We start from the raw sequence: 23,313 nt of genomic DNA, 5'->3' as shown, positions 1-23,313 counted from the left end.
GATGAGCCAAACCCAAGTCCAAGAAACAGAAAAGCCGCAGTTCTACCTGAAGGAAGATCATCACCCGGAGCACAGCACCATGCTGGGCTTCTGGCTCTACCTGATGAGCGACTGCCTGATCTTCGCCGTTCTCTTCGCCACGCACGGCGTGGTTGGCCGCAACTATGCGGCAGGTCCGGCGCCGGCCGACCTGTTCGACCTCAACCTCATCGCCATCAACACGGCGATGCTCTTGTTCTCGTCGATTACCTATGGCTTTGCCATGCTCCAGATGGAGCGCAACGCCAAGATGGAGACGCTGTTCTGGCTCGGCGTCACCGGCGTGTTCGGCGCGATCTTCCTCGCGCTCGAGCTCTATGAGTTCTACCACCTGATCCACGAGGGTGCCGGTCCGACGCGTTCGGCCTTCCTGTCCTCGTTCTTCACGTTGGTCGGCACGCACGGTCTGCACGTCACCTTCGGCATCATCTGGCTGATCACGCTGATGGTGCAGGTCAAGAAACATGGACTGAATCCGGAAAACCGCCGCCGCCTGATGTGCCTCTCCATGTTCTGGCACTTCCTCGACGTCATCTGGATCGGCGTCTTCTCCTTCGTCTATCTGTTGGGAGTACTTGGATGAGTTCGCAGCATCCTGGCCACGAAAGCGCGTTCGAGCCTCACCACGCGCACAGCCATCCGGGCGACGCTGCCGGGCATGGTTCGTTCAAGAGCTACATGACCGGCTTCATCCTGTCGGTGATCCTGACGGCCATTCCCTTCTGGCTGGTCATGGGCGGCGTGCTCGACAGCAAGCTTCTGACGGCTGTGCTCGTCATGGGCATCGGTGTCGTGCAGATCGTAGTGCACGTCATCTACTTCCTGCACATGAACGCCCGTTCGGAAGGCGGCTGGACGCTGATGGCGCTGATCTTCACGATCATCATCGTCGGCATCGCGCTGGCCGGTTCGCTCTGGGTCATGCATCACCTCAATACGAACATGATGCCGATGACCCACGAGATGATGAAGAACATGCCCTGATCAGGGGCGGACGGACGCGAACATGACCGGCGGCCACGACGTGAAAGTGGAGGGTGCGAAGGCGTCCTCCCGCGCCCGTTTCCTTTTGAGGGGCGCGCTCCTGCTTCTCGCCGTCGTCTTCGTCGCGCTCGGGACCTGGCAGATCCAGCGGCTCTTCTGGAAACTGGACCTGATCGCTCGCGTCGATGCGCGCGTGCATGCGGCAGCAGTGCCGGCCCCGCCGCGGCCGGATTGGGACAGCATCACCCGGGAAAAGGACGAATATCTTCGCGTCACGGCGACGGGCACCTTCAATCATGACAAATCGGTGCTGGTGCAGGCCGTAACCGAGCGGGGTGCCGGATTCTGGCTGCTGACGCCGTTGCACCGCGAAGACGGCACGATGGTTCTCGTCAACCGCGGCTTCGTGCCTGCCGACCGGCGTGGTCGGGCTGACCGTGCGGAAGGCGAAGCACTAGGGTCGACCGGGGTAACCGGGCTTTTGCGCATCAGCGAACCGGGCGGCGCCTTTCTTCGATCCAACGATCCCTCAGGCGATCGCTGGTTTTCCCGCGATGTTGCGGCAATCGCGACGGCAAAAGGGCTGACGGATGTCGCCCCCTATTTCATTGACGCAGACGCGACGCCAAACTCAGGCGGTCTGCCGATCGGCGGCCTCACGGTCGTCAGCTTCCGCAACAGCCATCTCGTCTACGCGCTGACCTGGTTCGCACTGGCGGGCATGAGCGTGGGGGGCGTATACATCGTCCGTCGAAGGTCGACGAGTTCACATTAGTGAGGCGTCAGGTCGCGCCACCGCGCGTTGGTGTCGTTCACGATTCCGGCCACGGCAGACGGTCGCCGAGGGGTCTGCAGCGGGCGGTGGGCTGTAAAGGCGCGCGTCGGTCGATGATTCTGGTCCGTCATGTGCTGAAAGTTCGGGTAACAGCATCGACCGAGAAACCGTAATTACCATGAGTTGCAATGGGCGTAAGGTGAGTCCGGAAACGGCGAAAATCCACCTTCTAGACGTCAAAAACTGTGGCAAGTAAGCCACATGGATTGTTCGCATCGCGCTTTCCGCAACAATGAAGAGTTGCAAGATTGACTCTCTCCCCGCCGCTTCATTAGCTGCCTCGGCCGGGTGGGGCCCGGCATTTTTTGGGGGTGTTCATGGGGCTGTGGGCTGGCAACGCCACGGACGGACGATCGTTTTCGTCCGCTTTTTTGCGTGGAGCTTTTCCGTCGTTGTTCGGCGCAATGGCCATGCTGTTGGCTTCGGCTTTCGGCGCCTCGGCTCAATCCGTGGCAATATCCGCGAGCCCCACGACATTCAATGCGCTCGGTGACACGATCAATTTCACCTATGTGATCAATCCCGGATCCTACACGATTACAGGTGTTGATGCCGCCACCAGCGCGATCAAGGGTGTTGCCGTTTCGTGCGGCCCGGTCGGCAGCGGCACGTCGCCGATAACCTGCTCCGGCTCCTACCGGGTCGATGCCAACGACGTGATGTCCGGGCAATTTTCCGACTTCGTGCAAATCGCAGGCTCGCGCATCGGGGGCAATGGAAGGTTCAGCGCCACCAGCCCGACGATCGTCGTGCGTGCCGCAACAGGCGGCCCTGTTGTGCTCGACGTCGCTTCCTCGCCGAACCCGTCGCGTCCGGGGGACCCCGTATCCGTAACCGCCACGGTATCGTCGATGGGCTGCAACGCCGGCCAGTCGCCGCCCGGAAACGTGACGATCACGATCGGATCGCAGTCGACGACCCTTGGGTTAACGCCGACCGGGCCTGTCAGCACGGCATCGTCCGCGACCTTCCAGACGTCGACGCTGCCGCTCGGTCAACACACGGTTTCCGCCAGCTACGGTGGCGGCAGTGGTTGCAGCACGGGCACTGCGACCGGCGCCAGCCATTGGGTCGACACCAAGCCGACGGTCACAATCAACCAGGCAGGCTCGCAATCCGATCCCAGCGCCAAGACATCCATCGCTTTCGATGTGGTGTTCAGCAAACCCGTCACGGGCTTTTCCGCCGGCGACGTCCAGATTTCCGGCACTGCCGGCGCGACGACGGCGAGCGTTTCGGGTTCGGGCGCCAATTACACCGTTTCGGTCGGCGGGATGACGCAGGCCGGCACGGTCATGGCGTCCATACCCGCCGGCAAGGCCACGAGCGTGGCGGGCTTTACCAACGACCCATCCACTAGCACCGACAATTCGGTTAACTACGCCCCGATCGCGATCTCGACGACAACGCTGCCAAATCCGGTTTACAACCAGGCCTATGCGGCGCAAACGCTGAGTGCCAGCGGGGGATCGGGTGCATTGAGTTTTGCACGGACAGCCGGTGCACTGCCCGCTGGCATGTCGATTTTGAGCAGCGGCGTCGTCTCCGGCACCCCAACGGCAAGCGGTCCGTTCAATTTCACGGTGACAGCGACCGATCCGGAAGGCTCGACCGCCTCGCGCGCATTCTCCATCATCATCGCAGCCCCGACGATTGCACTCTCGCCGGCGACACTTCCCGATCCGACTGCTGGCACCGCTTATTCGCAAACGCTCACGGCGTCCGGCGGCGCAAGCCCGTACACATTCGCCGTCACGCAGAATGCCTTGCCGGGCGGAATGACGCTCGCAAGCAATGGTGTCTTGTCGGGGACTGCAACGATCGGTGGCGCCTTCACCTTTACCGTTACGGCAACGGACGCCTATGGCGCGACCGGCAGCCAGGTCTTCACTTTCGACGTTGCGCCGACCGTGCCCGACGTGCCGACCATCGGTACCGCTGTGGAGGGTGACGGTTATGCGGACGTGTCATTCACCGCTCCGGCGTCGAACGGCGGCGCGACGATCACGGGCTATACCGTGACGTCGAACCCCGGCGGGATGACGGCCACGGATACGACGAGCCCGGTCAGGGTGACTGGCCTGACCAACGGCACGAGCTATACGTTCACCGTGACCGCCAGCAACAGCGCCGGGACAAGCACCGCGTCGGCCGCCTCCAATGCGGTGACGCCGCGATCCGCACAGACGATCACGTTCGCCAATCCGGGTACGCAGTCGTTCGGCACTTCGCCGACATTGACGGCGACGGCGAGTTCCAGCCTGGCTGTTACCTTTAGCTCGTCGACTGCCGGCGTGTGCACGGTGACGCCCGAGGGCGATTTGACCTTCCACCAGGCCGGCAGTTGCACCATCGCAGCCGATCAGGTGGGGAACGGAACGTATCTGGCTGCACCGACAGTCTCACAGACGTTCACGGTCGATGCCGTCGTACCCGGCGCACCGACGATCGGAACCGCAACCGCCGATGTCGCTTCGGCATCCGTCGCCTTCAGCGCGCCAGCAAGCATCGGTGGCGCGTCGATCACCGGCTACACCGTGACGTCGAACCCGGGTGGTTTTGTCGGAACAGGGCCGTCGAGCCCGGTCCTGGTGACGGGTCTCAGCAATGGGACCAGCTATACGTTTACGGTGACGGCAACCAACAGCGCCGGTACGGGGCCTGCGTCGGCGGCCTCGAACGCCGTCACGCCGCGCGCAACCCAGACGATCACCTTTGCCAATCCGGGCGCGCAGACGTTCGGGACCACGCCGACATTGACGGCATCGTCGGACGCGAGTTTGCCCGTTACCTTCACATCCTCGACCGCGGCCGTGTGCACGATCACGCCGGGTGGCAGCATGTCCTTCCACAGCGCGGGGACCTGCGCGATTGCTGCCGACCAGGGCGGCGACGGCACCTATCTGCCTGCGATGACGGTCACCCAGAGCTTTACCGTCAACGCGGTTGTTCCGGACGCCCCGACCGTGGGCATAGCGACGGCCGGCGACGGCGAGGTTTCCGTTACCTTTACCGCGCCGGCAAGCGCCGGCGGCGCGTCGATCACCAGCTACACGATCACGTCCAGTCCGGGCGGTTTTGTCGGAACCGGAGCGTCCAGTCCGGTCACGGTCGGCAGTCTCACCAACGGCGCGAGCTACAGCTTCACGGTGACGGCGACCAACGCTGTCGGCACGGGACCGGCCTCCGGTGCGTCGAACACGGTGACGCCCAAGGCGCCGCAGACGATCACATTCGCCAATCCCGGCCCGCAGGACTATGCAACGCCGGTGACGCTTTCGGCGAGCGCCAGCTCCGCGCTGCCGGTAACGTTCCAGTCGCTGACGACGCCCGTCTGCGTCGTCACGCCAGCCGGCGACGTCACATTCCGCAATGGTGGCACCTGCACCATCGAGGTCTCGCAAGCCGGTGACAGCGCTTACCTGGCCGCGTCCGATGTCCGCCAGTCCTTCCTCGTCTCCGCGCCGCTTTTCGCTTTCGCGCCGGCGGCTGGCGCTTTGCCGACCGCAACCGTGGCAATGGCCTACAGCCAGAGCTTCACGGCCAGTGGCGGAACGGGGCCCTACAGCTACGCCTTGGCCAGTGGCGCGTTTCCGGCCGGACTTTCGCTCGACGCGGCTGGTACACTGTCCGGCACGCCGACTGCTGACGGCAGCTTCACCTTCACGCTCGAGGCGACCGATACCCATGGCGCAACCGCGACCAGCGGCAGCTATAGCCTGACGGTTCGCATCCAGGCGCCGATCGCCAACGCCACGACGGCAACCGTTGCCGCCAACTCGTCGGCCAACGGGATTACGCCCAATCTTACGGGCGGGGCGGCCGCTTCGGTCGCCATCGTCGCGACCCCATCGCATGGCACGGCCACGGTGGCTGGAAACACGTTCAACTACATGCCGGCGGCCGGCTTCTCCGGCGCTGACAGCTTCACCTATACGGCAAGCAATACGACCGGTACTTCCGCCCCGGCGACCGTCACGGTGACAGTGTCGCCGCCGACATTCGCCTTCACACCAGCTGCGGGTGCGCTTGCTGGTGCAACGGTTGCCGATGCCTATGATCTGACGATCACCGCTGCCAACGGAACCGCTCCCTACACCTATGCGGTGACCGGCGGTGCACTTCCGGCTGGGTTGACGCTGGCAGCCGACGGCCGCCTGTCCGGAACGCCTACCGCCGATGGACCGGCAACGTTCACGGTGACGGCGACCGACGCGAACAATGCCACAGGCACGGCAAGCTATAGTCTCGTGGTTGCCGTGGAGGCGCCATCGGCCGGCCCGGTCGGCGCCACTGTCGCTGCGAACTCCAGCGCAAATGCCATCAGCCTCAATCTGACGGGCGGGGCGGCGACGTCGGTTGCGATCGCCACGGCGCCAGCGCATGGCATGGCCACGGTGACGGGGACGGCGATCCTCTACACGCCGGCGGCCGGTTATTCGGGGGCGGACAGCTTCACCTACACGGCAACGAATGCGACCGGCACGTCGGCGCCGGCCACTGTTTCGGTTACGGTCTCGCCGCCGGTGCTGGTGTTGACGCCGGCAGCCGGGGCGCTTGCCAACGGCGTGCCCGGTGTTTCCTATAGCCAGAGCATTGCCGCCAGCGCCGGCACGGCCCCCTACAGCTACACGGTCTCGTCGGGTGCGCTGCCGGGCGGTCTAACGCTCGATGCATCGAGCGGGTCGATTTCGGGACGGCCTTCGGCCGACGGCGATTTCGGCTTCACCGTGACGGCGACGGACGCCCATGGCGCGACAGGCCAGGCCAGCTACCGGATCGCCGTTGCGTCCGCGAGCTTCGTCTTTACCCCGTCGCCCGGCGGGCTTGCCGACGCCATGGTCGGTGAGGCCTATTCGGCCCGCATTGCGGCAACCGGTGGCACCGGTGCGCTGGTCTACAGCCTGAAGAGCGGCGCGTTGCCGAAGGGCATGGTGCTCAACATCTCGACCGGCGAATTGACCGGGCCGGTTGCCGCCGATGCGGCGCCTGACACCTACGGCTTCACCATTGCCGTGACCGACAGCCGCGGCGCCAGCGGTTCGGCCGCCTATACGCTGAAGCTGAACGCCCGCGCGGTGACGGTGCCCAATGTCGTCGTCGAGGTTCCGGCCGGTTCGACGCCGAAGGATGTCTATCTGAACGGTGGCGCCACCGGCGGTCCCTTCATAGATGCATCGGTCGCCTCGGTCTCGCCGCCCTTTGCCGGCACGGCCGAGATCATCGAAGGCGAGCTTGCGGCTGCCGGCAGCTTCACGCCGGTCGGCTTCTACCTGAAGTTCACGCCGAATCCGTCCTATTGCGGTTCGGCGGTGGTCAGCTACACCTTGAGAAGCGCGCTCGGCGCGTCCAATCTCGGCCGGGTTACCTACAAGATCGCGCTCGACCGTGTCGCAGCCGGCGAGGAGATCGACGGCCTGGTGCGCGATTTCGTGCGCAACCGGCAGAGCCTGCTGTCGTCGACGGTCAAGGTTCCGGGCCTGATTGAGCGCCGTCGGGCGGCGGCAAGCACCGATCCGGTGACGACGGCTGTCGCACCGTCCGAACGGGGCGCGCGCCTTGGCTTCTCGACCAGCCTCACGCAGATCCAGGCGGCGCGCGATGCCGCCGATGCGGCGGCAGCCGGCCAGACCTTCGTGAAGACCGATCAGCCCTTCGACGTCTGGATGGACGGCAGCTTCCTGTTCCACAAGGACAAGGATGACGATAGCGACACGTGGGGCAACTTCGCCCTGTTCTCGATCGGCGCCGATTATCTCGTCAACGAGCGGACGCTGGTCGGCCTGTCGTTCCACTACGACTACATGAGCGACCCGACCGACGAGGATGCCGAACTGACCGGCAACGGCTGGCTCGCCGGTCCCTATGCCTCGTTCGAAATCGGCCAGGGGGTCTTCCTCGATGCCAACCTGCTCTATGGCGGCTCGTCGAACGACATCGACACCGGTATCTTCACCGGCGCCTTCGACACGACCCGCTGGATGGCGGACGTCAAGCTGACCGGCGAGTGGCAACTCGACGAGATCACCGTGCTGACACCGAAGCTGAGGGCCGTCTACTTCAACGAAGAGGTCGACGATTACACCGTCAAGAACGCGCTCGGAGAGACGATCGACCTCAAGGGGTTCATCGAGGAGCAGGCCCGCTTCAGCATCGGCTTTGATGTCGAGCGGACGCTGGAGCTGGAAAACGGCCTGATCCTGTCGCCGACGGTCGGAGCGGATGTCGGCTTTGCCTCGCTCGATGGCGAAGGCCTGTTTGGCCGGGTCTCGGCTGGGCTTGCCCTTTCCAACAACGACAACTGGGACCTCGACTTCTCGCTGCTGTTCAACATCGAGGGTGACGGTTCGCAAGCCGCCGGCGCGAAAGTCGGTGCTCGCGTCCGGTTCTGACGGCGGAAAGCCACGTCGCCTTATCGACGGGGCTTCCGCAAAACATTAAAGATGAGTAATAGAGGAAGGAAATAGCCGGAGGCGTCGCCTCGTCCCTAGAGCATTGGATACGCCTGGATGTCGTTTCAACCGCGGATGCAGAACAAGATTTCCGGGTTCAAGGTGATCGGCGGGCTCAATCGGCGGGAGTGGAACGGCATCATCGCCGATGTCTGGGACGTCGAGTGCGAGGCGAGGGCAGGTGGCCACTATTTCTCGGATGATCCGCGCATGTTCATCGTGCTCGACGCTGAGGGCGGTAGCCGTTGCAATGTCAGACTTTCGCCCGGCGGGCGCGGCGCGGTCGAGAACGCGCATCAGCAGGCGCTTTCCTATATTCCGGCTGGCATGGAAATTTGGGCCGACATGGTCGATGTCAGGCGCATCCGCCACCTCGATTTGCATTTCAATCTCGATGTCCTCAGCCGGCGCCTGGCGGAAGATCTCGATGCCGGCCGTTGCGACACGCCGCGGCTGATGTTTCATGACGAGCGCTTTCTGCAACTCGCGCAATTGATCGCCGCCGAATGCGTCAACCCGCAGCCTTTGCACGATCTCTACGGCGATGGCCTCACGGTCGCCCTGTTCATCGACCTGATGAAACTCAACCGCAACGATGGCCGCAAACGCAGCCCGCTTGCGGCCTGGCAGCTTCGCCGTGCGGTTGAGTACATCGAAGAGAACTGGGGGCGCAACATCCGCCTGGGGGAATTGGCGTCCCTTGCCGGACTGTCGCAGTCGCATTTCAGCCATGCGTTCAAGGCGTCGACCGGCATGGCGCCGCATCAGTGGCAGACCAATGCACGGGTCGAGCGAGCCAAGGAATTGTTGCTGAAGAACGAGGCGTCGTTGACGACGGTTGCGGCCGAGACCGGCTTCTCCGATCAGGCGCACTTCACCCGGGTGTTCCGCAAAGTCGTAGGTGCCACGCCGGCAGCGTGGAAGCGCAACCGAACGGCCTGAGCAAATGCCATCTTCCAATGCAGTTGTTCGCAGCAAAGAGCCCAGGAACGTTCAATTTCCGCCGATCGCGACAAGAGCTGCCCGAATAGTTGATATAAAGACTCACCTTATCAGAGAGTGTAAGCCGCGTCGCCTGAAAAGGCCTGCGGTCGATCGGGTGAGACGACAGACAGATGATGGTAAGAGGCAAGGCAATACGGCTGACGGAATGGCTGGCAAGCGGGGTCGCCGCCGTTGCGGTTCTGGCGGCGGGCGCAGCTATCGCGCAGGATGCACCGGCGACGAGGTTGGAAACGATCGAGGCGACAGGCGCCAGGACAGAGAGCGATGCAACCGGGCCGGTCGATGGCTATGTCGCCAAGGCAACGGCCACCGGCTCGAAATCCGCAACGCCGATCGCCGAAATCCCGCAGAGCGTTTCCGTCATCGGACGCGAGGAGCTTGACGACCGTGGCGTTGTCAACAAGGTCGACGAGGCGTTGCGCTACACGCCGGGCGTGATGGCCGAGCCCTTCGGCGTCGACCCGGATACTGACTGGTTCTACATCCGCGGCTTCGACGCGACGCAGACCGGCGTCTTCCTCGACGGTCTCAACCTCTTCTCCTACGGTTTCGGCGGGTTCCAGATCGATCCCTTCATGCTGGAGCGTGTCGAGGTGCTCAAAGGTCCGGCCTCCGTTCTGTATGGCGGCGCCAATCCGGGCGGCATCATCAGCCTCATCAGCAAGCGGCCGCAGGCGGAGAACTCAACCTATGTCGAGACCGGCATCAACAACAACGGCAATGCCTTTCTCGGCATCGACGTGAACCGGCAGCTGGACGACGCGATCAACTACCGCGTCACCGGCAAGGTTTCCGGCGGCAACAACTATGTCGATCACTCGGAGGATCTGCGCGGCTTCATTCTGCCGCAGATCACCTACCAGCCCGACGATGCGACCAGCCTGACCGTTTACGGCCTGCTGCAGGGCCTCGATCAGGTCCATACCGGCGGCGGCTTCCTGCCCTATAACGGCTCCGTCGTCGACGCATCCTTCGGCAAGATCGATCGCAAGGCCTTCTTCGGCGAACCGGACATCGATACCGGAACCTACGTGCAGCAGATGCTCGGCTACGAATTCAAGCACGAGTTCGACAGCGGCTGGCAGTTCAGCCAGAACCTGCGCTACGGCCATCTCTACAAGCACGAAAACGGGCCTTACACCTACGGCTACTACGATCCGAGCCTTCCCTTCCCGGTTTCGAACACGCCGGCGACCCCGGGCAATCTGCTTTATCGCCTTGGCTTCGAGGCGACCTCGAAGGTGGATACGTTTGCCGTCGACAACCGGCTTGAAGGCGAGTTCGAGACGGGAGCGCTTGAACATACAGTCCTCGTTGGTCTCGACTACAAGTTCTTCCGGCTGGACCACGTCCAGGCGTCGTCGGCGGGAACGCCGATCAGCGCCACCGATCCGGTCTATGGCGCGCCGCAGCCGGCCAACGCCATCTATATCAACCAGGTGATCACGCAGCAGCAGCTCGGCGTTTACGCGCAAGACCAGGTCCGCTTCGGCGATGGCTGGCTCGTGACGCTTAACGGCCGCTACGACTATGTCGACACCAAAACCGACAATGGACCGACCTTCTGGGCGCCGACCCAGAATTCGAGCTTCGACTACAGCGAAGGCGCGCTCAGCGGCCGCGCCGGACTTGCCTATGAATTCGACAATGGCCTCACCCCCTACGTCAGCGCCGCGACCTTCTTCAATCCGGTCGTGGCGGTAACGGCGACCGGCAACACCAAGCCGGAAGAGGGCGAGCAATTCGAAGCCGGGATCAAGTACGAACCGACCTTTTTTGATGGCGTGCTGACGGCGTCCATCTATCAGCTGACCAAGCGCAACGCTCTTGTCACCGATCCGCTGACCAGCATCTCCACCCAGACCGGCGAGGTGCGTTCCCGCGGCATCGAGTTCGAGGGCAAGGTCAATCTTGACGAAAGCTGGAAGCTGATTGCGGGTCTCGATTTCATGGATATCGAGGTGACCGAGGATGCAAACCGGGCGCTGATCGGCAAGTCGCCCTATCTAGCGCCCGATGCACAGGCCTCGCTGTGGCTCGACTACACGGTGCAGCAGGGCGCGCTGGAAGGCCTCAGCCTCGGCGCCGGCGTGCGCTATCGCGGCGAGAGCTGGGCGGACAAGGAAAACACCGAGAAGGTGCCGGCATCGGCGGTCTTCGACGCAGCCCTGCGTTACGAGAAAGATGGCTGGGGTGCTGCCCTCAACGTCACCAACCTGTTCGACAAGGACTATGTCAGCGGCTGCAGCGGCCTGCTTGTTTGCGGATACGGCGATGCGCGCACGGTCACGTTGAAGCTCAGCAAGACCTGGTGAGACCGGTAGGCTGATCGACGATCTGCCAAAAGCAAACAGGGCGCTCAACCCGTGTTGGGGAGCGCCCTGTTTTCAACCCGGAGTGCCGCTATCGCACGCCAAAGGCGCCGACGACTGAGAGCACTCGAAACGGGTAGTGGCCTTTAAATGGAGAGACCCGCCGCCTTTTCAAGGGCGGGAGCCTCCCTTGGAGCGAATTACTTCGCGCCGATTGCAGCAAGCCCTGCAGTTGCGCAGTTTGCGTCAACGTCGCCCGACGGCGCGCCGCCGACACCGATGCCACCAACGAGCGCCTTGCCGAACTTGATCGGCACGCCGCCGGCCTGGATGACCATGCGAGCGTCCATGTCGCGAAGGCCTTCGTTGGCGGGCTTGGAAGCAATGAACTCGCCGAGGCCAGCCGTATCGCGACCCATGGCGGCCGAGGTGAAGGCTTTGCCCTGGGCGCTGTTTCCGGTGTGCGGGCCGGCATTGTCGGCCTTCAGGAGAACCTTGGTCGAACCGTCACGTGCAACGACCGCGACGCTGACGTTGTGGCCTTCTGTGGCGCATGCCTTCAGTGCCGCGTCGGCAGCCTTGACGGCCATGTCGAGCGGCAGGTAGGCAGCGGTCGGAAGCTCCTGAGCGGTGGCGGCAACGGGAGCGAGAAGAGCGGCTGCAAGCACGATATTGCGGATCATTAATGGGTTCCTTTCCTGTTGATATGGAAAGGTTATTGCGGAACGCCGCCCGTCGATATTCGTAGCTCTTCCGTCACCATCCGTAGTTCTACGGAGTTTGCGTCCCTTCGAGCCAGATGCGGGTCATCTCCGCCTGCGAGGTGCTGCCGAGCTTGGCGCCGATCGCGGCGCGATGGCTTTCCACCGTTCGCGGCGACAGGCCGAGCCCCTCGGCGATCTGGCGGGTGGTGAAGCCTGCCGCAATGCGGTCGAGAACCTCGCGCTCGCGCTGCGTGAGTGCCGCCAAGAGGGCAAGCGTTTCCGCCTTTTCCGCCCGCGCCTGCAGGGTGCGCACCAGCATTTCCTGCCCTTTGTGGATCGCGTCGATCAGATCCTGCTCGTCGATGGGCTTGGAGAGAAAGTCGATGGCACCATTGCGGAAGGCGCGCCGGCAGGCCTCGATATCGCCATGGCCGGAAATGACGATCGTCGGCCAGTCGACGCCACTTTCACGGAGCTTTTCCTGCAGCTTCAGCCCGGAGATCGCCGGCATTCGGATGTCAAGGATCAGGCAACCCGGCTCGAGGCGCGACAATTGCCCGAGAAAAGCCTGCGGATCGCCGAAGGGGATGACCTTGATGCCGACCGTCGAGAGCAGCAGGCTTAGCGCGCGGCGGACCGCATCGTCGTCGTCGACGAGATAGACGGGAACGGTCATTGTGTCTCTTCCTGTCGCGCCCGCGCTTTGGGCAGTGTCACCCGGAAGGTTGCACCCTCATCGCCGGCCACCAACGAGATCTCGCCGCCGGCGCGTTCCACCAGGCGTTGGCTGAGGGCGAGGCCAAGCCCCGTGCCGCCCGCCCGCGTCGTCATGAACGGGGTGAACAGGCGCGGGCGCAGCGCTTCGGGAATACCCGGACCATTGTCCACGACATCGAACACCACCGCGGTGTCTTCCTGCGTCAAGGTCACGACGACACGGGGCGTTTCGCTCGCGTGGCCGTCAAGCGCTTCCATTGCATTGCGCACCAGATTGAAGGCGACCTGCTCGATTTCAACGGGATCGCCAGTCACGATTACGGGCGCTTCCGGAAAGCGGAACTCAAGTTGGATCTGCCGCGACCGGGCGTCCTGCTCCAACAGCGCTTCGACATTGCCAAGCGCCCGGCGCAGGTCAAACGTAGTCACCGGCGTCGCGTGCGGCTGTGACCAGTTGCGGAACCGCTCCAGAATGCCGGAGGCCCGGCGCGCCTGGCTGACGGTATCGTCGAGCACGGAGGCAAGGGCTGCGTGGTTTCCCTGGTTGAGCAGGCGGCGCCCGGCCTGCGCCTGGGCGAGGATCGCGGTCAGGGGCTGGGTCAGTTCGTGGGCCATGCCGCTTGCCATCTCTCCAAGCGCGTTGACGCGCGAGGCGTGGCTAAGCCGTGAATCGAGCGCACTGAGACGCGCTTGCTGTTCCGCCATGCGGGTCCTTGCCCGTTGGCGCAAGGCGGCCAGCCCGGCGAGATAGGCCAGCGTGAGGGCAATGAGGGTCAGACCGGTCTGCACCGGCGGAAACATATCGGAGAGGCCGATATCCATGCCGGTTTCGAGTACGAGCGGTTGCGACGCGCTGCTGAGCGGCCTGGAAAAACGGATGGCATCGGGGAGTGCCGCCGGCTGAAGCAGGCTGTGGCCGTCGGACAGTGAAAGCCGGACGGCGGTGCTCGGCCGGGACCAGAAAGCCCCTCCATCGCCGATCAGCTTGCCGGCATCGATGGCGAGCATCAACCCGTAGCGCGCCTCGTTCGTGTTGGGGCTGCGCTTGATCATCATGTAATGATCGGGGCGCTGCGGATGGGGCAGAAGGGCAATCCGGCCGTCGGAAGCCTTGGCCGCAGCACGAATGCGCTCGGCCGTCGCTGCGTCGAGCGGACCGGTCCCGATGGTCTCTGGTGCCGGATCGAGCGAGACGAGCTGGACTTCGTCGATGCGCGGGTAGAAGCGGGTGATGGTGCGGGCGACATCGAGGAAGAGGTCGTACCGGCGCCCCTCTGACGCAACCGCTACGGCCGAAAGCGCGGTCAGGTGGGCATCGTGCTGATCGGCGCGCTGGGAGGCCAGGCCATGGAGCACGGTGCTTTCCCGCTCCAGTTCGGCAACCAGCGCCTGCCGCTCGCGGGTGCCAAGGGCTGCCGCCCCGACCAGCAGGATAAGACACCAGAGAGCAACAAGGTAAAGGGGCCGCTCAAGCAACGGACGACTGTTCGGTAGCATCGATCATTCTTGTCATTTGCAGGCTTGCTTGCGCAGCCTGCTCTTTTGTTGTCCGGCTGAGCACGGCATCGGCCGAGAAAATACGACCGCAACAACAGAAAATCCAGCCGCTCGCTTCAGCCCATCTCTCGCGCGACCACAAGCTTCGCCCTGAGGGTCTGCACGGCCTCGCCTTGCCGGTTGATCGTCCGGCTGACGTCCCTCTTTCTGCGCCTTCGACTTAGTGTGCTCCACCTGCACCGGCGCCGCCGAGTTGGATCTTGCAGGTGAAGAGCAATGCGATGGCTGCGAGAACGAGCACGATCCCGATCACCGCGAAAGTATCACTGAACCCTAGGATAAGCGCCTGCCGGCGAACCGTGGCGGCGATCGCGGCGATCGCTTTTTGCTGCGCGACGGCGGCGTCGGTGACGCCGTGCGTCATGAAGTACCGGGTCAGATCGCCGATGCGGTCGCGGACTTCGTCGCGGTAGACGGTCACGGACTGGCCGATGATATTCGAGTGGAACTGCTCACGCTTGGTCAGCACCGTCGCAAGCGTGGCCGTGCCCACGGCGCCGCCGAGATTGCGCAGCATGTTCGACAGGCCAGAGGCGGCGGCCGCGTCGCTTGAAGCGATGCGGGCAGTGGTGATCACCGTGATCGGCGTCAGCACCAGCGCCTGCCCGATGGCGCGCACGATGTTCGGAATGAAGAACTGGTCGCCGGCGCTGTCGAGCGACAGCGTCGTGTTCATGAAACAGCTAGCCGCGAAGATGCTGATGCCGACGAAGCCGATGTAGCGTGCGTCGAAGCGCTTCATCAGCGCCGGTACGAACGGGATGATGAGAAGCTGCGGCAGTCCGGTCCAGGCCAGCACGAGGCCGATCTGCTCGGCATTGTAGTGCTGCACCTGGCCGAGATACTGCGGCAGGATGTAGACCGTGCCGAACAGGGCGACGCCGACAAGAACGTTGACGAGAACACCGACCCCGAAATTACGCTGCTTGAGCAGGCGCAGTTGCACGAGCGGCTTTTCGACTTTGAGTTCGATGACGATGAACGCGATCAGGAACACGGCCGCCGTCAAAGCGAGCTTGACGATGAACGGCGACTGGAACCAGTCGTCCTTGTTGCCTTCCTCCAGAACCGTCTGCAGTGCCGAAAGGCCGATGGCCATGGTAACTATGCCCGCCCAATCGCCCTGCTTGAGCAGGGACAATTGCATCGGCCTCTTCTCGAGGGTGAAATAGAGGGCAATCACCATCACCAGGCTCGGTGGGGTGTTGACGAAGAAGATCGACTGCCAGCCGTAATTTTCGGTGAGGTAGCCGCCGATCGTCGGGCCGATCGCCGGGGCGAAGGTGACCGAGAGCGCAAACAGCGCCAGCCCGAACGGCTGTTGCGCCTTGGGGAGCCGGGTCAGCACCATTGTGAAGGCCATTGGAATGAGCACGCCGCCGGCAAAACCCTGCAGACCGCGCAGCGCGATCATCGAGCCAAGATCATGGGCAAAGGCACAGGCTGCCGAAAACAGCGGAAACAGGATCGCGTTCGACAACATGTAGCGCCGGAACGAGAAGACGCGGCTCAAATAGTCCGTGAGCGGGATCACGACGATTTCGCCGATGAGATACGAGGTCGATATCCAGGCGCCGTTGTCGACGCCGGTCCCGATGCCGCCTTCGATATCGAGCAAGGAGGCGTTGGTGATCTGGATATTGAGGATCGCCATGAAGGCGCCGATCAGGCCGGCGAGTACGGAAATCCAGGCGGTCGTGCTTGCCCTGTCGGGTGACGTCGCTGCGGGTTCCCGCACGCTGGGCGAAACCATGGGCATCGTGGTGGTGGACATTGCATCCTCCTTCCAGCGCTTGAGGCTGGGAACGGCGCCTGAGCGTCCTTCAGTTTAGGCTTGCCGACACGGCGGCCACCGTCGTTCCTGCGGTCCGAGTGTCGATCGTCGGGTAGACGGACATGCCGGGTCGCAGCACCACGTTGAGCGGGCTGTCGCGGTCGAGCACGATCTTGACGGGGATGCGCTGCACCACCTTGGTGAAGTTGCCCGTCGCATTGTCGGGTGGCAGCAGCGCAAATTCCTGGCCGCTTGCCGGCGAGATGCTGTCGACGTGGCCCTCTAAGACCTGGCCCGGGAACGTATCGACCTCTATCGCCACAGTCTGGCCGGGAACGACATCGGCAAGCTGTGTTTCCTTGTAGTTGGCAACGATGTAGGCGGCGTGCGTCGGCACGACCGCCATCAGCTGCGTCCCGGCCTGCACATATTGGCCGACACGCAAGGTGCGGTTGCCGATCACGCCGTCGATCGGCGCTGCGAGCGCGGTGTAGGAAAGATTGAGCTCGGCCTGGTGCTTGGCCGCCTTCGCGCTGTCGAGCGCGGCCTTTGCCTGTGCGACCTCGGCTTTGATCACGTCGAGCTGCTTGACCGCGCTTGCGAGCGCTGCCGTGTCGCGCGTCACCGCGGCCCTTGCGGCGGCAATGCGTGAGGCCGCCTGTTGCGCGTTCTGCAATGTGCCGAACCCTTGCCTTGCGAGTTCCGAGTAGCGCTTGTCGTCCTGTTCAGCGAAAGTCTGGTCGGCCTTGTCGGCCTCGACCGTAGCCTTGGCCGAATCGATCGCGGATTGCTGCGCGACGAGCGCCGACTGCTTGTTTGCGATGTTGGCCTCCGCGGCTTCGACCCCGGCCTTGGCCTGTTCGAGGCTGACCCTGAAGTCGCGGTCGTCGATGCGGGCGAGAACCTGTCCGGCCTTGACCTGCTGGTTGTCGGTGACCAGGACCTCAGCGACATGGCCCGAGACCTTCGGGGCAATCGTCGTGCTGTCGGCCTTCACATAGGCGTCGTCTGTCGCCACTTCGAAGCGACCCGTCGTCCAGTAGGCCCAACCGAAATCGACCCCGCCGGCAACTGCGGCGATGGCGACGGAGGCGAAAAGCAGGTTGCGAAGCCAGCGCTTGCGGGTTCCCGCGGCGTTTGTGGCTGCCGCGGTCGGGATGGCTGTGAGCGTCCGCTGTGCCTCCATGCCGGGCACGGCCTCCAGCGTTTCCACGGGCTGGGCATTTTCGATGCTGAAAGACTGCTGGCTCATTTTCCGGTTCCTTTCACCGGTGTGGCGCGTCGAATTGAACGGCTGGCCAAATAAAGAAACTTTATGCTTTCCAAAATATTCGCGCCGCCGATTGCTGTCAAACGAATTTGGAAAGTTTGGATGTTCCATAAGCTGGGCTGTCACCCAGGTAACATGATTATGAGGCGTTCGGGATCGAAGGTGCCCGCCCGTTTTTCAATTGGCCGAACATGAACGCTTCTCTCTCGATGCTGCTACCGAGCGCACATTCCGCGTGAACCACCGAGGTTGCTAGGCAACGACAGGCTGGGCCCCTAAAGCCCGGCCTGTCGCATCTCGCTCGCCAGAAACTCGGTGAAAACCCTCACCTTGGGCAGCAACAGCCGATTGGTGGGATAGACCACGTAGATGCCGCGCTCGGCGAGCCTATGGCCCGGCAGGAGCTGGCAGAGCTTGCCCTCAGCGAGCAAGGGCTTGGCGATGAAGGAGGGCAACACGCCAATGCCGATGCCGGCCTGGATCATTTCGCTGAGCATCAGGCTGTTGTCGGCGACGAAACGCGCGGGCAGGTCGATCATGACCGCGCCGTCGGGCCCTTCCAGCCGCCAGCTGCCGGGTTGGTCGGCCAGGCGATAGGTCAGGCAATGGTGGCTCTTGAGGTCGCCAACGGTTGCAGGCGTGCCGTTGTCCGCGAGATACGACGGGGCGGCACAGATAACTTGGCCGATGTCGCCGAGCCGCCGGGCGATCAGCGACGAATCCGTCAGCGTCGCGCGCACCCGGATGGAAACGTCAAAGCCTTCCGAAACGACGTCGAGCACGTGGTCGTCGAGCGTCATATCCACCTTCAGCTGCGGATGCAGCGCCATGAAGCGCGCAAGCATGGGCGCAAGCACCGTCAGGCCGAAGGACAGCGGCGCATTGAGCCGGAGCCGGCCGTTGATTTCGCCGGCTTCGCCGGACGTGGTGCGCTCCAGATGGTCGAGCTCGTCCAGGAGCCGGCAGCATTCGGAAAAGTAGGCGCGTCCGTTTTCCGAGAGGCTCATCCGCCGGGTCGTGCGCACGATGAGCACAGCCCCCAGGCGCTCTTCCAGTTGCCGGACCTGCTTGCTGATCGAGGCGTTCGACTGTCCGAGTTCTTCGGCCGCCTTGTTGAAGCTCTGAAGCTCTATGACGCGTCGGAACGAACGCATGGCAGCCAACAGGTCCATTTTTTCTCCAGAGTGAAATATGTTTTCCATCCATCGCTGATTATTCGCTCCAGCGCCAGCAATAAGGTGAACCCAGCTTCCTGATGTCGCGGGAAGACCAGAAGAAGGAGTTCATCATGTTCAACACCACAGCCCTGGAGCGTGTATTGGTCGCGTCTCTCGTCGCCGGCCTCTTTGGCGGCACGGCCTTCGCGCAGGACGTCGGCAAGAGCCCGTGGGGGCCGAAGGACGAGATCGGTCGGCTCAACCTGATTACCCCGGAATCCCGCGCTGCCATTCTGTCGCGGATCGAAGGGAGCAAGTCCTACGACCTCGCGGTCGAGTATTTCATCGGCATGCCCAGCTGGGAGGCAGCTGGCGACCCGCCCTATCAGATGTGGATGACGCACACGCCGAATGGCACCCTGGTCTCCGATCCGATGAAGGTCGGTAAGGAGATGAACACGCATGTCAGCTACAGCGGCTCGGCGGTTTCGATGTATGCGCATATGGGCACGCACATCGACGCGCTCAATCACTTCGGCCTGAACGGCAAGATCTGGAATGGCTATGCCGCCGCCGACCACATCGGGGACCAGGGCTGGACCGTCACCGGCGCCGAAAAACTGCCGCCGATCGTCGCGCGCGGCGTGATGATCGACGTTGCGGCCGCCAAGGGCATGCAGATGCTGCCCGACAACTACCGGATCACCCGCAAGGATCTCGAAGAAGCGCTGAAAAGTCAGGGCGTAACGCTGGCGGAGGGCGACATCGCCTTGATCCGCACGGGGCGGATGCAGAACTACGAAAACAAGTCCGCCTATATGAGCAACCCTCCGGGACTCGGCATCGACGCGGCAAAGTTCCTCGTCGAGGAAGGCGGCGCGATGGTGGTGGGTGCCGACAACTTGAGCTTCGAAGCCTTCCCGGCCGAAACCGAAAACAACTACATTCCCGTTCACACCTACCTGCTTGCGCAGCAAGGCGCCCCGATCATCGAGCTCATCAATCTCGAACAGCTGTCCAAGGACCGGGTCTACGAGTTTGCCTTTGTCGGCGCGTCGCTGAAGTTCCGCGGCGCGGATGCAGCCCCGATCCGGCCGGTCGCCTTCCCGTTGCGATAGGCGGATGCCGTTAGGCCATAATCGGCTGACGCGAGTGCCGCGGGGTCGGTCCCGCGGCACTCGCCGTTCCCGAAACAAGCGCCGCCGAAGTACCTGTCGCACGGCGATGTCGATGCATGATAAATCTTGACATTGCACGAAAATGCACGAAATTGCCCGGCCGAACGACAACCTTGTCATGGAGGGCAGGATGAGCATTGCACACCGGATTCAAGTGGAAGACGTCACCATTCTCTCGGATGACTGGTACGTCCTGAAGAAAACCACTTTTTCCTTTCTGCGTGGCGACGGGAGCTGGCAGCGGCAGTCACGCGAGACCTACGATCGCGGCAACGGCGCGACGATCCTGCTCTACGATCCGGTCCGCCGCACCGTGATCCTGACCCGGCAGTTTCGCTATCCGGCCTTCGTCAACGGCCACGACGATCTGCTTGTCGAGGCGCCGGCGGGACTGCTCGACAATGCGGAACCGGAAGCGCGCATCCGCGCGGAAACGGAGGAGGAGACGGGCTTTCGCGTGCGCGACGTACGACAGGTCTTCGACGCCTTCATGAGCCCCGGATCGGTGACGGAGCGCCTGCATTTCTTCGTCGGCGAGTATCAGCCCGGCGACCGCACGTCGCAAGGTGGCGGCAACGAAGACGAAGGAGAGGATATCGCCGTCCTCGAACTTGTGATCGAAGAAGCACTCGCGATGATCAGTTCCGGCGCCATTCGCGACGGCAAGACGATCATGCTGTTGCAATATGCCGCCTTGAACCTCTTCTCCAGCTCAACCCCGATTGGTGCAGTGGCAGGCTGAAGCTTAGGCAATCGCCCGAGCCGGCGTCGGAATACTGCTAGGTGACCGGCGAGCGTGCCACCGCTCCAGCGTCTACGGAGATCCAGGCCGCTCCTGTTTGGCCGTAGTGGAAACCATTCGAAAACGGTCTGTTCGGATAGACGTCGGCAAGATCCGCCTGTGCTTCACATGCTGAGCGCCGCCCGGAGATGGCATCGGCGAAGATGTGTGCCACGGCTGCCATGTCGCAGTCCTGCGGCGACAGCCGAATGCGGGAAACGCCAGCGGCCACGAACTCCGGCAGTTCCTGCAACAGCGCCTGGCAGGTATGCGACATGGTCTGTACGCCGTTCAGCGCCAGGAAGGGCTGGCTGTCGAGGGTCTCGACGGTCAGGCCATCCGGGTCTTCGCCGCAGATGAACTGGCAATTGTCCTTGATTAGCCCCTTGGAGCGGGCATGGGCGCAGCGCGCCGAGATCGCCAGCGGCACGCGACCGAAGGCGAAGACCTCGAAATCCACTCCGGGGTTTTCGCCAATGATCCCGTGCACCGACGTCATCGGCAGTTCCGGCGGCAGACAGATGCTGGTCGCGCCCCTCGATGCCAGGAGTCGGGCCGTCGCGCCGTTATAGACGTTGACCAGAGGCCCGATCGAATGCGGCCTGCCGGCAAGCAGGTGCAGCGCGGATAGGTCATTGACCTCGATCGGATGGGTGCTGTCACGCACCAGCCCGCGCACCAACTGGCTTTCGCGTTCGAGTGTCACCAGCGCGAGCGAGGCGAGGCTCACCTGCTTGCCGGCAACTTCCAGCCGTTCGATGACCTCGCCGACAAAGGGCTCGATGAAATGCAGCCGCTTCGAGCAGACGGCCTCGCCGATCGTCACATGGGCGATCGGCGCTTCGTCGGCGATGCGGAAGTAGAAGTCGCGCCATTTGGGGCCGTCCCAGAGATAGTAGACCGGGCCGAGGCTCAAGACGGGTTTGGATGGGTTCGTCGGTGTGCTCATGGGCCGATTACCTCCAGCGCTTTTCATAGGCGCCTGTTGTCGTCTTCTGGCCTTCGCTGAGCGCCTTCAGCCGCGACACCAAGGCAGGTCGCTCGTCGGGGCCCGCGGTCAATGCCCGCCGCATGACAGAGACGACCTCGGCGACATAGGCCTTGCCGCGCTGCCGACCCTCGATCTTCAGCGCGCTGACGCCGGCGCTGCGCAGCGCATCGATATGGTCCATGACGTCGAGCGAAACCGGATCTTCGAAGGCGTAGCCGCGCTCCTCGGCAATGTCGAAACGGCCCTTGCAGAGCGTCGGATAGCCGGCCGCTTCGCCCGCCGGGAAGCGGTTGATGGTGTAATCGCCGAGTTTGGACACCAGCTCGCGTCCGTCCTGGCGATAGCGCACATGGCTCGCGGGCGAACAGACACCGTTCATGTTGGGCGACTTGCCGGTGGCGTAGGAAGAGAGCGAACAGCGCCCCTCGGCCATGACGCAGAGGCCGCCGAAGGCAAAGACCTCGATCTCGCAATCGATCTGCTTGGCAAGGCGGGCAATGTCGGCGATCGTCAGCGTGCGTGGCAGCACAACGCGTTTCGCGGCGAAGGCCTCGACGAGGAAGCGCACGGCATCGGCATTCGAGGCCGAGGCCTGGACGGAAACATGCAGCCGCTGCTGCGGATGGCGTTCGACCGCGTAGGCCATCAGGCCGAAATCGGCGAGGATGACGGCATCGGCGCCAAGTGCTGCGGCGTCATCCACCGCCTGATGCCAGAGTGTCTCCTGGCCGGCTCGCATGAACGTGTTGATCGCGACGAAGGTCATCACCCTGCGCTGTTTGGCATAGGCGATGGCCGTCCGAAGTTCGTCGCGTGAGAAGTTCAGGCCCGGGAAATTGCGGGCGTTCGTCTCGTCGCGAAAGCCGCAATAGACCGCGTCGGCGCCGGCATCGACGGCTTCGCGGAAGGCGGCGGGCGTGCCGGCGGGGCAGATCAGTTCCATTGGGGGGTCTCCTCCTTGAGAACGCGGCCAAGCGCGCGCTCGCGGATCTGTTCTGCCGCACGGCGCACGAGCGGCGCCAGCGGCCCGGCCATGTCGGCGAGATCGCTTGGAAGGTCGATCTCGCAGTCGTCGAGGGCGTTGCGCAGCGCCAGCATCGCCTCCATGTCGCCGCTGACGGCAAGATCGCGCGAGAAGAAGACGGCGTCGCCGTCGATGCGCCCCTCGAGCAGCGTCAGAAGCAGCACGAGTTTGCCTTCCATGCAGGCATCGGATACCGGCGCTCGCTCTTTGCGATGCACGGTGATGCGCGGCACGGCGGGTTCGACAAGGAAGCCGATCTGCAGGTCAGACGGCTGGAAGGCGTAGCGCTTGGCTGCATGATCCGCGAGACGATCGAAGAGGCCCGGATGGCTCGCGATCACGCGGGCAAAGACGCGCTGCACCACGCTTTCGATGGCGATGATGGGAACGAAGCGGAGGGGGGCGGTGATCGCGAGCGGAAGTGTCATTTGCTACCTGTGGAGCGTCGGAATCGGACGATGCGGCCCATGCTAGTTGCCCGCTGCCATCGGCTGTTTGCGCCACGTCAAAGACAAGCGCCATTCGCCGCCACA

17 protein-coding genes are annotated in these 23,313 nt (G+C 63.4%); 8 read left to right on the top strand and 9 right to left on the bottom strand.

Annotated elements, in window-relative coordinates; genetic code table 11:
* The first annotated feature begins 1 nt into the window (after position 1).
* The 6 genes from cyoC (at position 2) to IB267_RS24125 (ending at position 11,630) form a co-directional block, all read left to right on the top strand.
* Positions 2-622: a cytochrome o ubiquinol oxidase subunit III gene (gene cyoC, locus IB267_RS24150; RefSeq protein WP_192449924.1), complete on the top strand. Its 621-nt coding sequence runs from the start codon at positions 2-4 to the stop codon at positions 620-622.
* On the top strand, positions 619-1,023 hold the full coding sequence (cyoD, locus tag IB267_RS24145; RefSeq protein ID WP_104666342.1) for a cytochrome o ubiquinol oxidase subunit IV: 405 nt from the start codon (positions 619-621) through the stop codon (positions 1,021-1,023). The genes cyoC and cyoD overlap by 4 nt, the downstream gene beginning before the upstream one ends.
* 22 nt (positions 1,024-1,045) lie before the next feature.
* Positions 1,046-1,798 carry an SURF1 family protein gene (locus IB267_RS24140; protein ID WP_192449923.1) on the top strand — a complete coding sequence of 251 codons (753 nt, stop codon included), beginning with the start codon at positions 1,046-1,048 and terminating at the stop codon, positions 1,796-1,798.
* 470 nt (positions 1,799-2,268) lie between these two features.
* Complete coding sequence (locus tag IB267_RS24135) at positions 2,269-8,250, top strand: putative Ig domain-containing protein (protein WP_192449922.1); 5,982 nt, start codon at positions 2,269-2,271, stop codon at positions 8,248-8,250.
* 117 nt (positions 8,251-8,367) lie between these two features.
* Positions 8,368-9,252 carry an AraC family transcriptional regulator gene (locus IB267_RS24130; protein WP_192449921.1) on the top strand — a complete coding sequence of 295 codons (885 nt, stop codon included), beginning with the start codon at positions 8,368-8,370 and terminating at the stop codon, positions 9,250-9,252.
* A gap of 173 nt (positions 9,253-9,425) precedes the next feature.
* Complete coding sequence (locus IB267_RS24125) at positions 9,426-11,630, top strand: TonB-dependent siderophore receptor (RefSeq protein ID WP_192449920.1); 2,205 nt, start codon at positions 9,426-9,428, stop codon at positions 11,628-11,630.
* Positions 11,631-11,827: 197 nt separating this feature from the next.
* Here IB267_RS24125 and IB267_RS24120 read toward each other — a convergent pair whose 3' ends face one another.
* The 6 genes from IB267_RS24120 to IB267_RS24095 form a co-directional block, all read right to left on the bottom strand.
* Positions 11,828-12,310: a heme-binding protein gene (locus IB267_RS24120; RefSeq protein WP_192449919.1), complete on the bottom strand. Its 483-nt coding sequence runs from the start codon at positions 12,308-12,310 to the stop codon at positions 11,828-11,830.
* 88 nt (positions 12,311-12,398) lie between these two features.
* A complete protein-coding gene (locus tag IB267_RS24115) occupies positions 12,399-13,007 on the bottom strand; it encodes a response regulator transcription factor (protein WP_192449918.1) in 609 nt (202 codons plus the stop codon).
* Positions 13,004-14,545, bottom strand: coding sequence for a sensor histidine kinase (locus tag IB267_RS24110; RefSeq protein WP_192449917.1), 1,542 nt, complete (start codon positions 14,543-14,545; stop codon positions 13,004-13,006). Before IB267_RS24110 ends, IB267_RS24115 begins: the two co-directional genes overlap by 4 nt.
* A 220-nt stretch (positions 14,546-14,765) precedes the next feature.
* Positions 14,766-16,358 (bottom strand): MDR family MFS transporter, encoded by a 1,593-nt coding sequence (locus IB267_RS24105; RefSeq protein ID WP_192450047.1) that lies wholly within the window; start codon positions 16,356-16,358, stop codon positions 14,766-14,768.
* Between the two features lie 70 nt (positions 16,359-16,428).
* The gene (locus IB267_RS24100; protein WP_192449916.1) at positions 16,429-17,631 is read right to left on the bottom strand and encodes an HlyD family secretion protein; all 1,203 of its coding nucleotides are present in this window, start codon (positions 17,629-17,631) and stop codon (positions 16,429-16,431) included.
* A 293-nt stretch (positions 17,632-17,924) separates the two neighbouring features.
* Positions 17,925-18,821 (bottom strand): LysR family transcriptional regulator, encoded by an 897-nt coding sequence (locus IB267_RS24095; protein WP_192449915.1) that lies wholly within the window; start codon positions 18,819-18,821, stop codon positions 17,925-17,927.
* 116 nt (positions 18,822-18,937) lie between these two features.
* Here IB267_RS24095 and IB267_RS24090 point away from each other — a divergent pair, with 116 nt between their 5' ends.
* Together IB267_RS24090 and IB267_RS24085 are read left to right on the top strand one after the other, a co-directional pair.
* Positions 18,938-19,924, top strand: a complete 987-nt coding sequence (locus tag IB267_RS24090; RefSeq protein WP_192449914.1) for a cyclase family protein — start codon at positions 18,938-18,940, stop codon at positions 19,922-19,924.
* Positions 19,925-20,114: 190 nt separating this feature from the next.
* Positions 20,115-20,726: an NUDIX domain-containing protein gene (locus IB267_RS24085; protein WP_192449913.1), complete on the top strand. Its 612-nt coding sequence runs from the start codon at positions 20,115-20,117 to the stop codon at positions 20,724-20,726.
* A 37-nt stretch (positions 20,727-20,763) separates the two neighbouring features.
* Here IB267_RS24085 and IB267_RS24080 read toward each other — a convergent pair whose 3' ends face one another.
* From IB267_RS24080 to IB267_RS24070, 3 genes are read right to left on the bottom strand one after another with little or no spacing between them, the layout of a single operon-like run.
* Positions 20,764-21,714 carry a U32 family peptidase gene (locus IB267_RS24080; protein ID WP_192449912.1) on the bottom strand — a complete coding sequence of 317 codons (951 nt, stop codon included), beginning with the start codon at positions 21,712-21,714 and terminating at the stop codon, positions 20,764-20,766.
* Positions 21,715-21,721: 7 nt separating this feature from the next.
* Entirely contained in the window at positions 21,722-22,699 is a 978-nt protein-coding gene (locus IB267_RS24075) for a peptidase U32 family protein (RefSeq protein ID WP_192449911.1), read from the bottom strand.
* On the bottom strand, positions 22,690-23,208 hold the full coding sequence (locus tag IB267_RS24070; RefSeq protein ID WP_192449910.1) for an SCP2 domain-containing protein: 519 nt from the start codon (positions 23,206-23,208) through the stop codon (positions 22,690-22,692). The genes IB267_RS24075 and IB267_RS24070 overlap by 10 nt, the downstream gene beginning before the upstream one ends.
* Positions 23,209-23,313: the final 105 nt, after the last annotated feature.

Origin of the sequence: Ensifer sp. ENS09, from assembly GCF_014852425.1 — a bacterium.
Taxonomy (GTDB): domain Bacteria; phylum Pseudomonadota; class Alphaproteobacteria; order Rhizobiales; family Rhizobiaceae; genus Ensifer.
Note: the sequence above shows the minus strand (reverse complement) of the source record. Positions and strands in the feature narration are given on the sequence as shown.

What these genes read in the sequence shown, in the direction of transcription:
- cyoC (WP_192449924.1), top strand. Translation starts at nt 2, where the DNA reads ATGAGCCAAACCCAAGTCCAAGAAACAGAAAAGCCGCAGTTCTACCTG.
- cyoD (WP_104666342.1), top strand. Translation starts at nt 619, where the DNA reads ATGAGTTCGCAGCATCCTGGCCACGAAAGCGCGTTCGAGCCTCACCAC.
- IB267_RS24140 (WP_192449923.1), top strand. Translation starts at nt 1,046, where the DNA reads ATGACCGGCGGCCACGACGTGAAAGTGGAGGGTGCGAAGGCGTCCTCC.
- IB267_RS24135 (WP_192449922.1), top strand. Translation starts at nt 2,269, where the DNA reads ATGCTGTTGGCTTCGGCTTTCGGCGCCTCGGCTCAATCCGTGGCAATA.
- IB267_RS24130 (WP_192449921.1), top strand. Translation starts at nt 8,368, where the DNA reads ATGTCGTTTCAACCGCGGATGCAGAACAAGATTTCCGGGTTCAAGGTG.
- IB267_RS24125 (WP_192449920.1), top strand. Translation starts at nt 9,426, where the DNA reads ATGATGGTAAGAGGCAAGGCAATACGGCTGACGGAATGGCTGGCAAGC.
- IB267_RS24120 (WP_192449919.1), bottom strand. Translation starts at nt 12,310, where the DNA reads ATGATCCGCAATATCGTGCTTGCAGCCGCTCTTCTCGCTCCCGTTGCC.
- IB267_RS24115 (WP_192449918.1), bottom strand. Translation starts at nt 13,007, where the DNA reads ATGACCGTTCCCGTCTATCTCGTCGACGACGACGATGCGGTCCGCCGC.
- IB267_RS24110 (WP_192449917.1), bottom strand. Translation starts at nt 14,545, where the DNA reads ATGCTACCGAACAGTCGTCCGTTGCTTGAGCGGCCCCTTTACCTTGTT.
- IB267_RS24105 (WP_192450047.1), bottom strand. Translation starts at nt 16,358, where the DNA reads ATGGTTTCGCCCAGCGTGCGGGAACCCGCAGCGACGTCACCCGACAGG.
- IB267_RS24100 (WP_192449916.1), bottom strand. Translation starts at nt 17,631, where the DNA reads ATGAGCCAGCAGTCTTTCAGCATCGAAAATGCCCAGCCCGTGGAAACG.
- IB267_RS24095 (WP_192449915.1), bottom strand. Translation starts at nt 18,821, where the DNA reads ATGGACCTGTTGGCTGCCATGCGTTCGTTCCGACGCGTCATAGAGCTT.
- IB267_RS24090 (WP_192449914.1), top strand. Translation starts at nt 18,938, where the DNA reads ATGTTCAACACCACAGCCCTGGAGCGTGTATTGGTCGCGTCTCTCGTC.
- IB267_RS24085 (WP_192449913.1), top strand. Translation starts at nt 20,115, where the DNA reads ATGAGCATTGCACACCGGATTCAAGTGGAAGACGTCACCATTCTCTCG.
- IB267_RS24080 (WP_192449912.1), bottom strand. Translation starts at nt 21,714, where the DNA reads ATGAGCACACCGACGAACCCATCCAAACCCGTCTTGAGCCTCGGCCCG.
- IB267_RS24075 (WP_192449911.1), bottom strand. Translation starts at nt 22,699, where the DNA reads ATGGAACTGATCTGCCCCGCCGGCACGCCCGCCGCCTTCCGCGAAGCC.
- IB267_RS24070 (WP_192449910.1), bottom strand. Translation starts at nt 23,208, where the DNA reads ATGACACTTCCGCTCGCGATCACCGCCCCCCTCCGCTTCGTTCCCATC.